The 14578-nt window shown below is 70.9% G+C and carries 15 protein-coding genes; 6 read left to right on the top strand and 9 right to left on the bottom strand.

All coding sequences use genetic code 11. From position 1 onward, the window contains the following. Positions 1 to 194: 194 nt before the first annotated feature. From E1267_RS37470 to E1267_RS37440, 7 genes are all read right to left on the bottom strand, one after another. Complete coding sequence (locus tag E1267_RS37470) at positions 195 to 1403, bottom strand: RNA polymerase sigma factor (RefSeq protein ID WP_246064501.1); 1209 nt, start codon at positions 1401 to 1403, stop codon at positions 195 to 197. Further along, positions 1394 to 1750 (bottom strand): YciI family protein, encoded by a 357-nt coding sequence (locus E1267_RS37465; RefSeq protein ID WP_132340003.1) that lies wholly within the window; start codon positions 1748 to 1750, stop codon positions 1394 to 1396. The genes E1267_RS37470 and E1267_RS37465 overlap by 10 nt, the downstream gene beginning before the upstream one ends. 15 nt (positions 1751 to 1765) lie before the next feature. Then, on the bottom strand, positions 1766 to 2170 hold the full coding sequence (locus E1267_RS37460) for a DUF6069 family protein (protein WP_132340001.1): 405 nt from the start codon (positions 2168 to 2170) through the stop codon (positions 1766 to 1768). A gap of 104 nt (positions 2171 to 2274) precedes the next feature. Then, positions 2275 to 2775 (bottom strand): SRPBCC family protein, encoded by a 501-nt coding sequence (locus E1267_RS37455; protein ID WP_132339999.1) that lies wholly within the window; start codon positions 2773 to 2775, stop codon positions 2275 to 2277. Between the two features lie 886 nt (positions 2776 to 3661). Further along, positions 3662 to 4099, bottom strand: coding sequence for a hypothetical protein (locus E1267_RS37450; RefSeq protein WP_132339997.1), 438 nt, complete (start codon positions 4097 to 4099; stop codon positions 3662 to 3664). Between the two features lie 248 nt (positions 4100 to 4347). Then, the gene (locus tag E1267_RS37445; RefSeq protein ID WP_165960010.1) at positions 4348 to 5625 is read right to left on the bottom strand and encodes an ABC transporter substrate-binding protein; all 1278 of its coding nucleotides are present in this window, start codon (positions 5623 to 5625) and stop codon (positions 4348 to 4350) included. 227 nt (positions 5626 to 5852) lie between these two features. Next, on the bottom strand, positions 5853 to 6410 hold the full coding sequence (locus E1267_RS37440) for a hypothetical protein (protein ID WP_132339993.1): 558 nt from the start codon (positions 6408 to 6410) through the stop codon (positions 5853 to 5855). A 217-nt stretch (positions 6411 to 6627) separates the two neighbouring features. Between E1267_RS37440 and E1267_RS37435 the strand changes: the two genes are divergently transcribed. The 3 genes from E1267_RS37435 to E1267_RS37425 are packed head-to-tail and all read left to right on the top strand — an operon-like array spanning position 6628 to position 8602. Then, on the top strand, positions 6628 to 6876 hold the full coding sequence (locus E1267_RS37435; protein ID WP_201761451.1) for an acyl carrier protein: 249 nt from the start codon (positions 6628 to 6630) through the stop codon (positions 6874 to 6876). Next, entirely contained in the window at positions 6873 to 8102 is a 1230-nt protein-coding gene (locus E1267_RS37430; protein WP_132339991.1) for a beta-ketoacyl-[acyl-carrier-protein] synthase family protein, read from the top strand. Before E1267_RS37435 ends, E1267_RS37430 begins: the two co-directional genes overlap by 4 nt. Beyond that, complete coding sequence (locus E1267_RS37425) at positions 8096 to 8602, top strand: hypothetical protein (protein ID WP_132339989.1); 507 nt, start codon at positions 8096 to 8098, stop codon at positions 8600 to 8602. Before E1267_RS37430 ends, E1267_RS37425 begins: the two co-directional genes overlap by 7 nt. A 9-nt stretch (positions 8603 to 8611) precedes the next feature. Here E1267_RS37425 and E1267_RS37420 read toward each other — a convergent pair whose 3' ends face one another. Beyond that, positions 8612 to 8812 (bottom strand): hypothetical protein, encoded by a 201-nt coding sequence (locus tag E1267_RS37420; RefSeq protein ID WP_132339987.1) that lies wholly within the window; start codon positions 8810 to 8812, stop codon positions 8612 to 8614. An 86-nt stretch (positions 8813 to 8898) separates the two neighbouring features. On the opposite strand from E1267_RS37420, the gene E1267_RS37415 reads away from it, so the two are divergent. From E1267_RS37415 to E1267_RS37405, 3 genes are read left to right on the top strand one after another with little or no spacing between them, the layout of a single operon-like run. Next, complete coding sequence (locus tag E1267_RS37415) at positions 8899 to 10533, top strand: fatty acid CoA ligase family protein (protein WP_220449864.1); 1635 nt, start codon at positions 8899 to 8901, stop codon at positions 10531 to 10533. Next, on the top strand, positions 10530 to 11630 hold the full coding sequence (locus E1267_RS37410) for an NAD-dependent epimerase/dehydratase family protein (RefSeq protein ID WP_132339985.1): 1101 nt from the start codon (positions 10530 to 10532) through the stop codon (positions 11628 to 11630). Before E1267_RS37415 ends, E1267_RS37410 begins: the two co-directional genes overlap by 4 nt. A 7-nt stretch (positions 11631 to 11637) precedes the next feature. Next, positions 11638 to 12555 (top strand): alpha/beta fold hydrolase, encoded by a 918-nt coding sequence (locus tag E1267_RS37405; RefSeq protein ID WP_132339983.1) that lies wholly within the window; start codon positions 11638 to 11640, stop codon positions 12553 to 12555. Positions 12556 to 12605: 50 nt separating this feature from the next. Here E1267_RS37405 and E1267_RS37400 read toward each other — a convergent pair. Then, positions 12606 to 14578: MMPL family transporter (locus tag E1267_RS37400; protein ID WP_132339981.1), on the bottom strand; the 1973-nt coding region annotated here is incomplete at its 5' end.

The following is a 14578-nucleotide window of genomic DNA, read 5'->3' as shown; positions in this document are numbered from 1 at the left end:
TGTGCCTCAACGTCGAGGTGCTCTCCAGCGACGGCATGTCCATCGAGATGCGTGACACCGACGAGGACGTCTTCCGCGCCGCGGAGGAGCTCGGTATCGACCTGTCCCGGCGTGAGCCGAGCAGCGTCGAAGAAGTCTGACGTCCCCGCGCACGGCCCTGCGCCGGAAGCCACCCTCCGGCGCGGGCCGTCGCCTCAGTCGTCAGTGGTCAGGCGCGCGCGTCGCGCCTGGAGGAAGGTTCGTTCGGTGTCGTTGGCGGCCAGGGCGATGGCCTCGTCGTACGCGGCGACGGCCTCAGCCGTGCGGCCCAGGCGGGTGAGCAGGTCGGCGCGGGTGGCCGGCAGCAGATGGTAGCCCGGCAGGTCCAGCTCGTCGACGGCGGCCAGTGCGATTGCCGGACCGTGCACCTCGGCGACGGCGACGGCGCGGTTCAGCGCCACGATCGGGGTCGGGGCGTGGTGCAGCAACTGGTCGTAGAGCGCCAGCACCTGCGGCCAGTCGGTCGCCGGGCCGTCGGTGTGCACGGCGTTGATCGCGGCCTGCAACTGGTACGGCCCCGGCTGGTTACGGCGCAGGCAACGGCGGACCAGCTCGTGTCCTTCGGCGATCAGTTCCCGGTTCCACAACGAGCGGTCCTGTTCGGCGAGGACCACAAGCTCGCCCGAAGGCCCCACCCGCGCGGGCCGGCGGGCTTCCGTCAGCAGCAGCAGCCCCAGCAGGCCGATCGCCTCCGGCTCGTCGGGCATAAGCCCGGCCAGCTCCCTGGCCAGGCGTACGGCCTCCAGGCAGAGGTCCGTGCGCAGCAGTTGCCCGGAAGTGGAGGTGTATCCCTCGTTGAAGACCAGGTAGAGCACGGTGAGGACCGATGCCAGCCGGTCGGGCAGGTCGGCGGCGTCCGGCACCCGATAGGGGATGCCGGCGTCGCGGATCTTCTTCTTCGCGCGGACGATCCGCTGGAAGACGGCCGTCTCCGGCACCAGGTAGGCCCGTGCGATCTCCGCCACCTCCAGCCCGCCGAGCAGGCGCAGCGTGAGCGCGGTCCGCGCAAGCGGTGACAGCGCCGGGTGGCAGCAGGTGAAGATCATGCGGAGCTGGTCGTCGCGCACCGGTCCCACCTCCTGTGGCTCGTCGGCTTGGTGCAGCAGCAGTGCCTGGGCGTGGCGGGCCTCGCGGGTGGACTCGCGGCGCAGGCGGTCGATGGCCCGGTTGCGGGCGGTGGTCACGATCCATCCGCCCGGGTTGGGCGGTGGCTCGTCCCACTTCTGGACGGCCACCGCGAAGGCGTCCTGCACGGCCTCCTCGGCGAGCCCGATGTCACCGAGCAGGCGCGTCAGCGTGGCCACGCACCGGCCGTACTCGGCCCGGTAGATGCCGTCCAGGTCCATCCGCGCGCTCAGCCCCACTGCGCGTCCACGAAGGGACGCACCTCGATCGGGGACCCGCACGCCAGCGCGCACTTCTCGGCCCAGGCCAGCGCCTGGTCCAGGTCGTCGCACTGGATCACCCAGAACCCGCCGAGTTGCTCCTTGGTCTCCGCGAAGGGGCCGTCGGTCACCGTGGTCGTGCCGTTGCCGGGTCGCACGACCGTGGTGGCGTGCGAGGCCAGCAGGCCGCCGACGAACACCCACGACCCGGCCTGCCGCATCTCGGCGGTGACCTCGTCGGTCCGGGCCATCTGCGCCTGCAGCTCCTCCTCCTGCGGCCACGGCGCGCTCTCGTCGAACTGGACGGCCAGCAGGTATTTCTTCATGGGCTCTCCTGAAGGTCAGGCAGGCAGGCGGCGGGCGATGACCGGGACAACGATCGCGGCGGCGACCACGTGCGTCAACATCAGCAGCACCTTCGTGGCCGTGGGCGCGTCCACCAGCACATCGGGCACCAGGGACAACGCGGTGAGCACCATCGTCGTACGGACGAACGCCACGCGCGGACGGCGGGTCGTGCGGGCCAGGATCAGGGCCAGTGCCAGGCCCAGCACGGAGAAGATGGCGGTCAGCGTGGCGAACCCCGACAACGGGATCGGCGCACCGCCGACAGCGAGCCCGATCCCGGCGAGCCGACCCGACGCGGCGACGCCCATGGTCGCGGCGGCGGCGGCGACCGTGGCGGCCAGGCCGCCGACGATCAGGTTCTTCGTGGAAGCAGTGGCAGTGGCAGTGGTGACGGACATCGCTGGACCTCCGGTACGGGGGCCGGCTTTTTGCCGGCCGCTACTTTGGCGACGAACCGGCTCGATGCCATTCGACATCGGCCGCGGAAAGAGGGGGAAGTGCGTCACTGACCGGCTCTGGCGTGGACAAGCTCGGCCAGGTGGTGCAGTGAGCCGGTCAGATGATCAGGGCCGAAGGGCGGGAACTGGAGATACTCCCGGATGCTCTGCGGCACCGCCGACCAGTCGTAGGTGAGCGTCACCCCGGTCTCGGACCGGCCGAGCGGCACCAGGTCGTAACGCCAGATCCAGCCGCCGAACTCCAGCCGGCCGTCGTCCTTCTCGTATCCCGTCAGCCAGCCGATGGCACGCGGCGCGTCGAGCACCTCGACCTGATTGACCGTCTCGTAGTCTCCGTCCGGATGGCCGGCGTGATGCATGGCCATCCTGAAGATCTGCCCCACCGCGGTCAGCGGCTCCGGGTCGGCGGCCTGCTGGACCCAGCCCGTGCCGTCGATGGCGGCATGGGTCGTCGGGTCGGCCACCACCGCGAACACCCTCGCGGCGGGGGCGGCGAAGGTGAGGGTGGCGCTCACGCTCTCCTGGCCGGTGGTGGTGACGGACATGATGGGCCTCCGGTACGTGGCGACCGGCCGTTACCGGTCTCTCACTTTGTCTACGAACGGGCTCAAGCCGAATCGACACCCCTGTTGTCATGGATGGGCCATTCGGGGACTTCGCCCTGCCTTCAGGGCTGTCCCACAACCGGACGCCGCCTCCGGGGCGATCTTGAGGGCCTCGGAACGTGGTGCCGGCGGCCATGGTCCCGGCCCGGCGTGGATGCGCTTGCCGGTGCCGGAACCGTCCGGGGCGAGAGAAGTTGTGGACGCGGAGCTTACCCATGATCGCGCTCCTTCTTCAGTGGCTCAGGGGGTTGCGGCGGCCGTGAATCCGTCCAGGGCATCACGACATCTGGCATCGACGTGCCTTTCCTGGAAAAACTGTATCTCTCAGACACTGTGTATAGTAGATACAGTTCTGGAGGAACGGCAAGAGGGAAATGAAGCTTGGACGCGATCACGCCATCGCCCAACGCATCTTGGGCCGCGCTGGGATCCCGGAATGCCTTCGGACTCTGCGATCACCCCGCCGGGCTGGCGTGAGCACGCGCCCCTTGAGGACACCGCGCAGCCTCGGTCACGCCACGATGAGAGTGGCGACGGTGACCATGCGGACCCGGACGGGCGACCGCGGACCGCGCTGGAGGGGCTGGCCAGGGCCTACATGTCGTTCGCCGATTAACCCCGCGCTGTACGACGCCATGTCCGCGATGGCCGTGGACCTCCCGCGTTCGGCCAGGACGACACCCCGGGAGCCGCTCCAAGACGGCTTCCAGGCGCTTTTGTCCGGGGTGAGGCCCGCCTGACGCTGCTGTTCGACCAGCTCAGCGCCACCCACTGAACCAGCCACGTACCGTCCGGCGATCGTGGGGCACGCCTGAAGGCAGGGCGTTCAGTGATGGTGGGTCTCGATACGGCCGCCGAGTTGAGCGTGGGGCTGGACAAGGAGCTTCGGGTCGGAGACGACGGTCCACCGGTCGCCTACGAGATACGTTCCGCCGTAGGCCCGCGCTCCTTCGTACCACGCGTCCTGGTTCTTTCGCGTGGTGAAGGTCATGACGACGTAGCGGCCCGCGCCGGTCCGGCAGGACACCTGGCGTAGTTCGGAAGCATCGACCTGGACCGACGGGCGGTCGCATTTGATCGCGGCGAGGATGCGGTCAAGGCTGGCCCCGGGCAGAGGCTTGTCCGCGACGGGTCGAGTGGGGTGGTCATGGGCGGTCGCGGTGCTGCTCGGTGCGGGAGCGAAGATGGTGAACACGGCAAGGCCCACGCCCAGAGCGGTCAGGCTGGATGCCGCAACGATCCGCAGATGCTTCATCTCGCGCACCTTTCTATGGGTCCGGAGGAGAGACCATGTCCAGGTACGCGCGCCGGCGGTCGCGGGTTCAAGGGGGCCGGCAACAATGTGGAACCGTCCAACGAAGTAACGCCTGACCGATGCCGCCGCCTCTGAAGATTGACCTTACTTTGTAAAGGCGCCGGGTTTGGACAAAACTTCGGATCTCACACTTCAGAGCCAACTCCACGAAGAGGGAGCGCACCCCGTCCGGAGGCCGGCGGGGTGCGCGGTGGTGGTCAGCCGGCGAGCAGGGCGTTGGATTCGGTGATGAGTTTCTGGGCGGCCTCGTCGGGGGTCATCCGGTTGAAGATGACTTCTTCGGAGTATCGCCTGAGGATGCCTTCCATGGCGCTGGAGCCCTTCGGTGGGGCGGCAGGCGGGTCGGCGAGTTCGCCGCGGACCTCGTTCACGAACGCCAGGGTTTTCTGGTCGGCTTCGGGCAGTTTGTCGCTGACGGCGGACAGCACCTTGGCGTTGGCGGGCAGGCCGCGGTCGCTGAGGACGATTCCGCCGACTTCGGGGTCGTTGATCATGAAGTCGATGAACTTCGCGGCTTCGGCGGCGTTCTCCGACCTGGCGGAGGCGGTGTAGAACATGGCGGGTTGCAGGAACATGCCGCTGGTCTGGGCGCCTTCGATCTTGGGCATGCGTACGAGTTCGAGTTCCTGGCCTGATGCCTTGGTGGCTGCGCCGAGGACGTTGGTCCAGATCAGGCTGGTGGCGCCGGTGTTGGTGCCGATGAGGGTCTGTTCGATGCCGGCGTCGTAGAGTTCGGAGCTTTTGTCGGCGGTGGGGGAGCCTTTGGTTCTGATCAGGTCCTGGGTGATGGCCCACCAGTCTTTGAGGGTTTGGGGGGTGATGCCGAGTTTGTTGCCGTTGTACAGGAGTTCGCCCTTTTGTGCGGCGTAGATCTGGAGGTAGGCGGGGTTCCAGGACAGTTGTGTTCCGGTGACTTTGCCGCCGGTGCCGGCTGTGACGTCGGAGCAGAGCTCGACGAAGTCCTCCCAGGTCCATGAGCTGTCGTCGGGGGGTGTGGCTTTGGCGCGCTTGACCAGGGCGGGGTTGATGACCATGGTGAAGGAGTTGACGCCGCTGGGGATGGCGTACTGTTTTCCGTCGACGACGCCGGTGGCGAGGATTTTGCTGTCGATGTCGGCGGCGCTGACCTTAGAGGCGAGGTCGGCCAGTGCGCCGCGTTCCGCGTATTCGCGTACGGCGCGGATTTCGAGGGTTATGACGTCGGGTGCGTCGCGGCCGGCGACTTGGGTGGCGAGGCGTTCGTAGTAGCTGGGGAAGTCGGAGATTTCGCCTTCGACGTCGATGTTTGGGTTTTTCTCCTCAAACTTCGCGATCGCCGCTTCTGTCATTTCGCGACGGGAGTCACTGCCCCAGTAGGCGAAGCGCAGTTTGACCTTGCCGTCGGTGCTGCTCTCGCCGCTTCCGCAGGCCGCGGTGACCGCCAGCATGGCGGTGGCGAGCAGGGCCGCCGACCAGATCTTCTTGCCAGAGCTCACGGCTCTTCCTCCTAGGGGTTTCTGTTGGGGGGCTGGAAGGAACGTCTTCGGCACTGCGGTGCCCATGGCATGGATCAGAGGTCTGACGTTAGCGCGGTGATCGGCAAGGGAGGTAGGGGGTTTCGTGACACTTTGCCGCCGAGGTGTGAAGCCGCCGGTGGCGGTGGAGGTCGGGGGGAGTCCGGCCGCCGGTGACGGCGGGGCCGTCGTGCGGCCGGGTGTGGTGGTCAGGCGAGGAAGGTGATCGTGCCTTTGCCGTGGATGGTGGTGAGCCCCTTCGTGGCGCAGGTGCTGACGGTGGAGGTGGGGGTGGCGGTGCCGGTCACCTTGCTTCCGGCCAGGCGGCCTTTGGTGACCCGTCCGCTGAGGAGCATGTCGCCGGGGTTGTAGCCGGTCAGCTTGTCCACCGATGGCCGCAGAGTGGAGGTGCCGATTTTGCGGCCGTCGGCGCCGTACCAGGTGATGGTGCCTTTGCCGCGTATGTCCTGCACGCCGGCGCAGGAGGCGCGGCCGGTGCTGCGGACGGTCATGACGCCTGAGCGTATGCCGGTGCCCGAGGAGCCGGTGCAGCCGGTCAGCGCGAGGCCGGCCTGGGCGGTCACGGTGTGGGGCAGGAACCTGACCGGCGGCTTGAAGGTGATGGGTCGTTCGGCGGTGGTGGCGACCTGGCAGGTGAGCAGGGTCTCCTGGGATGTGGCGACGGGGGATGTGGCGGCGGCGGGGGCGGCGGTCAGCATCGCCGCCGCCGCGGCTGTGGCTGCGGCGGCGCGCTTGAGAACGGGCATGTCGTCTCCTTTGTCCTGATGGTCGGTGACGCTCGGTGATCGTTCCGAGGTGGGGCCCACGATAGGAGCGGGTGTGACGCGGGCTGGTGAGCGCAGCGCCCGTCGGGAAAACTTGATCGACTCCTTAACGGCGGACGCCGTGCCACGTGTGATCAGTTGTTGCTGTATCGGCGACGCTGGGTGACATGGGTGGCCGCGTCCTGGAGGGGAGTTCGCCGTGACTGAGGACGACATCGCGACCGTGGTGCGCGAGCACTGTGCACAGATCTTGAAGGTCGACCCGGCCAGGGTGACCGGGGACGCGCTGCTGCGTGAGGACCTGGAGGCCGACAGCCTGGACCTGGCCGAGCTGCATGTGGCGCTGGAGGAGAAGTGGGGGCCTCTGCCGCGTGAGACCCTCACCGACGTACGGTCGGTGGGCGATGTGATCGCCAAGGCGCGCGTGCTGCTGGGCGGGTCGGTGTGAGCCAGTCCGCGGTACGGGTGGCGGTGACAGGCCTGGGCGTGCGTACTCCGGCCGGCGCGCATCCGAAGGAGTTGTGGGACACGCTGCTGGCCGGCCGGTCCACCGCCCGTGCGATCACCTCGTTCGACACCGAGGGGCTGGGTGTCGGTTTCGCCTGCCAGGTCGAGGGCCTGGACGTCGAGGCGTACGTGTCGGCCAAGCAGGCGTCGCGGCTCGACCGGATGAGTCAGCTGGCGTTGTGCGCCGCCACGGACGCGCTGTGCGACGCGGGCGCCTTGCGGGCGCCGGCGGAGCGGCGGGGGGTGGTGACCGGTACGTGCTTCGGCGGCAGGACGACGGACGAGGCGGCCATGCTCGGGGGGCGGCATCTTGAACGGGGTGCTCCGGGTCCGCTGACCGTGCCGATGGCCATGCACAATTCGGCGGCGGCGGCGATCAGCATCCACCACGGCCTGCGGGGGCCCAGCCTGTCGGTGGAGACGGCCTGCGCTTCCGGTTCTCATGCGATCGGGGAGGCGGGCCGGATGGTGCGCGGCGGGTTCGCTGATGTGGTGGTCGCCGGCGGTGCCGAGGCCTGCATCACTCCGGCGGTGCTGCTGGGTTTCCGGCGGTGCCAGGTCCTGTCGCAGCGTAACGAGGCGCCTGAGCGTGCCAGTCGTCCGTTCGATCGGGATCGGGATGGTTTCGTGCTGGCGGAGGGTGCGGCCTTCGTCGTGCTGGAGAGTTTTGAGCACGCCGTGCGCCGGGGCGCCCATGTGTACGCCGAGCTGACCGGCTACGGCTCCACCTCCGACGGGCACCATCTGACCGCGCCGTCGCCGGAGGGTGAGGGCGCCGCTCGTTGCATGCGCGCGGCGCTGGCCGACGCGGGGCTGGCTGCTGAGGAGATCGTGCACGTCAGCGCGCACGGGACGGGTACGCCGCTCAACGACTTGACCGAGGCTCAGGCGATCGATCGGGTGTTCGGCGCGGCGAGGGTTCCGGTGACGTCGGTCAAGGGGGTTATCGGGCATGCCATCGCCGCGGCGGGCGCCATCGAGGCGGTGGCGGCGGTGCTGGGGTTGCGGGCGCGGGCCGTTCCGCCCACGGCGAACCTTGACCACGTGGATCCGCGGTGCGATGTGGACGTCGTCGGGCGGGTGCGGTCGGTCCCGTCGGGGCCGGTGCTGTCGAATTCGTTCGGCTTCGGCGGTCACAACGCCACTTTGATTTTCTCGCCGTGCTGACTGGAGGGTTTGTCGTGCGTGTTTCTGTTCTGGCCGGTGTTTGCGGCGGTGCCGTGCTCGCCGGTGTCTTGGCGGGTCCGGCGGTCGCCGGCGTTCCGTCGACCGCGCCTCCGGTGACCGCGCCGCCGTCGGTCACGCCGTCGGTCACGCCGTCGGCCGCGCCCCTGACGAAGCTGTCTCCGCCGGCCGACGCGCAGCTTGACGGGTCGGTGGAGGACACACTGGAGGACACGGCCGAGGACACGGCGGAGGAGACAGCGGAGGAGACAGCGGACACGGTGGAGGGCCAGGGCAAGATCTGCATCAACGTTCCGGTCGACAGTGTCGCCCTGGCCCTGGCGCGGCTTGTCGCGCCCGCTCTCGTGGCGGGTGCCACGGCTGGTGCGGCGCCGGGCGTGGTGGCCTCGGCGCCGCCTCCAGGAGCGGCGGCGCCGACGCCTGGGGTCTTCGGCGGCGGGTTGCCCAAGGACATGCCTTTCCTGGAGGCCGTGCCCTGTTGAGCCGGCCTGTCAGGCGATCCCGCCCACGGGCTGGCCGTGGAAGGTGCCGCCGTAGCAGGCCAGGCGGGTCGTGCTGGTGGGGCTGGGCAGGACGACGCCGGTGCCGAGCACGCAGTCGACGATCGAGATGCTGAAGGCGGGCCCTGCTGTGGCGATCATGAGGGCGGTTCCGGCGGCTGCGGAGGCGAGGACGGTGATGAGTCGGCGCATGTCAAGTCCAATCACTGTAAGTGGTGTTCTGCTACAGATAGTTACCGTCCAGTGAGTGATCCAAAACGAGTTGTGAGAGGTGATGTGTGACCACCCCGCTCTTCGACGTCGTCGCGATGACCGAACACTGGATGCGCGCCCGGCCGGACACGGTCGCGTGCCGTGTCGATGGGCGCCGCCGCGCCGAGACGCTGACCTACGGCAGGCTCGACGAGCTCGTCACGCAGGCCGCGGCCAGGCTGGCCCGCGCCGGGGTGACGGCGGGGACGCGGGCCGCGGTGATGATCCCGCCGGGGCGGGATCTGGTGGCGGTGGTGCTGGGCCTGCTCCGGCTGCGGGCCGTGCCCGTCCTGGTCGATCCGGGCCTCGGGGCGCGCGCCATCGGCGCCTGCCTGCGGGAGGCGGCCGTGGAGGCGTTCATCGCGGTTCCGCGCGCTCATCTGGCGCGGGTGGTGCTGGGCTGGGCGCGTGACAGCGTGGTCGCCACTGTCACGTTCGCCACGTACGCGTTGTGGTTCGGCCGGGTTCGTGACCGTCTGCGCGCCGGTGGGCCGCCGGTCGCCGCGGCGGGCCCGCAGGTGTCGTGCGCCGACGACCTGGCGTTGATCGCGTTCACCTCCGGCTCGACGGGGGTGCCCAAGGGGGTGCCGTTCCGCCACCGGCACCTGGCCGGGCAGACGGGGCTGCTGGCGCGTCTGGGGGCGCTGGAGCCGGGGGCGACGGTGTATTCGACCTTCCTGCCGTTCGCGGTGGCGGCGCCGGCGATCGGGTGCGCCTCGGTCATTCCGCGGATCGATCTGCGCCGTCCGGAGCGTACCGATCCGGCCGCCATGGCGGGCTCCATCGCCGCCCACGGCGTGCGGGGCCTGTTTGCCGCGCCGGCGCTGCTGGATCGGCTCACCCGCCACTGCGAGCGCCACGGGCAGGTCTTGGACAGTCTGGAGATCGTGCTCACCGCGGGTGCGCCGCTGCCGTTCCCGGTGCTGCGTCGCGCCCAGCGGTGCCTGCCCGCGCGCGCCGAGGTGCGTTCGGTGTACGGCTCGACCGAGTGCCTGCTGGTCGCCGTGGCGGACGGGGCCGAGCTGGCGGAGACGGCGGCCGACACCGTGCGGGGGGCCGGCACCTGCCTGGGTGCTGTGCTGCCGGGCAACCGGGTGCGGGTCATCGGCATCACCGACGAGGCGATCCCGCGCTGGTCGGACGATCTGGTGGTGCCGCCGGGCACGGTGGGGGAGATCACCGTGGCCGGTCCCGCCGTCAGCGACCCGTACCTGGCCCGCCCGCGCGAGAGCGCGCTGGCCCGTATCGACGACGGTGGCGAGGCAGTGCACCGCATGGGGGACCTCGGCTGGCAGGACGAGCGGGGGCGGTTGTGGTTCGCCGGCCGTAAGAGCGAACGGGTGCGCACCGCCGGCGGTGAGCTGTACACCGATCAGGTCGAGCCGGTCGTCAACGAGGTGCCGGGCGTGTACCGCAGCGCGCTGGTGGGGGTCGGGCCGCTGGGGGGCCAGCGTCCGGTGTTGTGCGTGGAGTGCGAGCCTGGCATGTCGCGGCGGGAGCGCCGCGACGTGGTCGAGCGGGTACGGGCCGCCGCGGTCGCCGGCATCGGGCACGTGCTGGTCCACCCGGGTTTCCCGATGGACGTCCGGCACGCCAGCAAGATCCGCCGCCCGCTGCTGGCCGGCTGGGCGGCGCGCAGGCTGGGCGGTGGTGAGCGGTGAAGGTGCTGGTGACGGGCGGTGGGGGGTTTCTCGGCCAGGCGGTGTGCCGGCTGCTTGCCGTACGCGGAGAGGACGTGGTGACGCTGAGCCGGCGCCGCTATCCGGCGCTGGACGCGCTGGGCGTCGTCCAGCACGCCGGGGACATCCGTGATCCGGAGGGCGTGCGGTCCGCTGTGGCGGGGTGCGAGGCGGTCGTGCACTGCGCCGCCCTGGCTGGGATGTGGGGGCCTGCGCATGCCTACCGGTCGGTCAACGTGGTGGGTACGGCGAATGTGGTCGATGCCTGTCGGCGGGCGGGGGTCACCCGGCTGGTGCACGCTTCCTCGCCCAGCGTGGTGCACGAGGGACGGGACCTGGAGGGTGTGGACGAGTCGGTGCCCTACGCCCGACGTTTCCTGGCTCACTATCCGGCGAGCAAGGCGATCGCCGAACGGATCGTGCTGGCCGCCGGCGGCGACCGGCTGGCCACCGTGGCGCTGCGGCCGCACCTGATCTGGGGGCCGGGGGACCCGCACTTCCTGCCCAGGTTCGTCGAGCAGGCGCGGCGTGGTCTGCTGGTTATGCCGCGCGCTCCGGGGAAACGCATCGACACGGTCTACATCGACAACGCGGCGGAGGCGCACGTGCTGGCGCTGGACGCGCTGGCGCCGGGTTCGCCGGTCGCCGGCCGCGCGTACTTCATCACTCAGGACGAGCCGGTCACGGTGGCGGGCTGGGTCAACGGGCTGCTGGCGGCGGCGGGCCTGCCGCCGGTGACCCGGCACGTGCCGGCCCGTGTGGCAAGGGCGGGGGCGGCGGCGGTCGAGTATGTTTACCGGCTGGCCCGCGTGCGCGCGCAGCCCCCGGTCACGCGGCTCGCCGCCGTCCAGGCGTCGACCTCTCACTGGTTCGATATCTCCGCCGCGCGCCGCGACCTCGGTTACGTGCCGCGCGTCAGCACGGCCGACGGCCTGGCCAGGCTCGCCGCCCACCTGTCCGCGCAGGTTTCGGGCCGGTGCAGCGCGGGACCGCACAGCGCGGGACCGGGCAGTACAAGCGTGTACGGCGCCGCTCATCCGTCCGCCGGCCGCCCGCCCGTGCCGCCGAACCCGTTCTGAGGTCCCGATGCCCGGCCCTGTCCCGAGTTTTCCCGGTTACCCGTTCGTCTCCCGCTGGTTCGCCCGTGACGGGCTGCGCCAGCACTACGTGGACGAGGGTGACGGGGCGCCCGTGCTGATGCTGCACGGCAACCCGTCGTGGAGTTACCTGTGGCGGCGGCTGATCGTGGCGCTGCGCGGCGAGCACCGCTGCATCGCGCCCGACCACATCGGGATGGGCCTGTCGGACAAGCCGGGCCGCGGGCGTTACCCGTACACGCTGGCCGCGCGGGTGGACGATCTCGACGCGTTCACCTGCCACCTCGTCGCCGAGCGGGGTGTGCCTGACCGCGGGTGGACGCTGGTGATGCACGACTGGGGCGGCCCGATCGGCATGGCGTGGGCGGGGCGTCATCCTGGCCGGGTGGCCCGGCTGGTGGTGCTCAACACCGCGGCGTTTCCCAATCCGCACGGACCGCGGGTGCGGCCGGCGCTGCGGCTGCCGCTGTGGTTGTTGCGGGAGACCCGTCTGGGCGAGCGGTTGTTCCTGCGTCATCACGCTTTCGCCCGCCTGGCCACGCTGGCGCCGTTCGGGCTGCGCGGGCGGCTGCCCGGCGATGTGCGGGCGGCGTTCCTGGCGCCCGACGACTGTGAGGGGCACCGGGTGGCGGTGCAGCGGTTCGTGCACGACATCCCGTTCGGCCCCGGCGACCGGTCGTGGCCGCTGCTGGTGCGGGCCGGGGAGAGTCTGGCCGCCTTCGCCGAGCGGCCCGTGCTGATCGGGTGGGGGTTGCGTGACCCGGTGTTCGACCCGGCCATGCTGCGCGAGTGGCGGCGGCGTCTGCCGGGGGCCGAGATCCACGCTTTCCGCGATGCCGGGCACTACGTGCTGGAGGACGCCCATGAGCGGCTGGTGCCGGCCGTACGGGCTTTCCTGCGGCGCTGACCGGTGCGGGCGCCGTCGGCGGCGTGGGATCGGCCGCCCCACTCATCCTGTCAGTGGCGTGATCCGGGCAGCCACCAGTTGCGGTGCCCCAGCAGCCGCATCAGGGAGGGGACCAGCACCATCCGGATGATTGTGGCGTCGATGACGATGGCGGCGGCCACCGCGAAGCCGCCCTGCTGGAAGTCGAGGCGCCGGGTGAACATCAGGCCGCCGAAGGTGACGGCCATGATGGCGGCGGCCAGCGTGATGGGGCGTGCCGTGTGCCGCAGTCCGTGCAGGACGGCGGCGGTGTTGTCGCGGTCGCGGCGGTAGTGTTCGGCGATGCGGTGGACGAGGAAGACCTCGTAGTCGAGGGACAGGCCGAAGACGATGGTGAAGACGATCAGCGGCAGCAGGACGTTGATGTCGGCGCCGTGCCCGGGCAGGTCCTGGAAGACGACGGTGAGCAGCCCGAAGGTGGCGCAGACGCACAGCAGGTTCATGGCCAGCGCCTTCAGCGGGATGAGCAGGCTGCGGAAGACGATGAGCAGCAGGGCGGACGAGGCCAGCAGCACCGCCGCCAGCACCCGCCACAGGCCGTCGAGCGCGCCGTGGGCCAGGTCGGTGAGCCTGGCCGTCGGCCCGGTGGCCAGGATCTGCTGGCCGGCGGGCAGCAGGCGCCCGGCCAGGGTGTGCAGGTCGCGCTGGAAGCCCGCGGCGGCGTCGCTGTCGGGGGCGGGTCTGGCGGCGATCAGCATGACGGTCAGGTCCCTGCCGTTGTCGAGTACGGTGCTCACCGACACGCGCGGGTCGGCGCTCAGGGCCCGGCCCAAGGCGAAGGTGTCGACCGGGGCGGTGTGGCCGGGGTGGGGCAGCGCCAGGGCGGTCAGCCCGGCGACCCCGTCCCGCTCCATGTCGGCCAGGCCCGTGCCGATGTCGGTGCCGGCCATCGCGTCCCGGTCGTAGTGCAGGCCGAGCCGCAGGTGCAGGGCCGGTGCGGCGGTCAGCAGCAGGACGGTGACGGCCGCCAGCGCGTACCGGCCGGGTCGTTTCATCAGATGTTCGGCGCCGCGTAGCCATGCGGGCTGTCGTGTGGTGTGCGGGGCGGGCCTCAGCCTGGGCACCTGGCCCCAGTGCAGGCGGCGGTCCAGCAGGGTCAGCAGCGCGGGCGCGAGGGTCAGCGCGGCCGCGAGGGTGACGAGCGCGGCCAGCATGCCCGCCAGTGCCAGGGAGTGTGCCCACGGCACGCCGACGAGCAGCAGCGCGCACGAGGTGACCATGATGACGGCCCCGCACCAGGTGACCGTGCTGCCGGCGGTCGCGGTGGCGCGTCCGGCCGCCGCCGCGGGCGCCAGTCCCGCGCGCCGGGCCTGGCGGTAGCGCAGCAGGATCAGCAGTGTGTAGTCCAGCCCCAGGCCCAGCGACATGGTGAGGGTGTAGGTGAGCATGGTGGAGTCGACGGGCGTGAGCGTGGCCGCCGCAGCGAGCGCGCCCGTGGCGGTCGTGATCGCCGCGCCGCCCACCGCCAGCGGGACCGCCGCCGCGCCCACCGTGCCGAGCCCGAACACCAGCAGCAGCGCCGCCACCGGGATGGTCACGGCCTCCATCGAGCGCAGGTCGGCCAGGTCGGTGTGCGCGAGCTGTGCGAAGGCGCGGCTGACGCCCACGATCGTCACGCTGACCGTGCCTGCCGAGGCCTGCCGGACGGCGTGGCGCGCGTTCGCGAGCTGGCCGGGCAGGTTGCGCTGGCGGGTGAGTTCGTCGCCGTGCACGCCGGCCAGCACGTAGGCGTGGCGGGGGTGGCCGCCGTCGGTGTCGGGCAGGGGCAGCAGCGCGCCGATGTCGGGGCGGGCGGCCAGCGCGTCCACTGTGGCGGCCATCGCCTGCTGGAAGCGGGGTTCGTCGGCGTGCAGGCTTTCCGAGGAGAAGGCCAGCAGCATCTGTTCCGTGCCCAGTTCCGGCAGTCCGCGGGCGATGGCCGCGGCGGCCTGCGCGGATCGCGAGCCCGGCACCTCCAGCGAGGGCGGGCTGAGCCGTTGCATGA

The sequence above is a fragment of the Nonomuraea longispora genome (assembly GCF_004348345.1).
Taxonomy (GTDB): Bacteria; Actinomycetota; Actinomycetes; order Streptosporangiales; family Streptosporangiaceae; genus Nonomuraea; species Nonomuraea longispora.
This window is presented reverse-complemented; position numbering and strand designations above follow the sequence as displayed.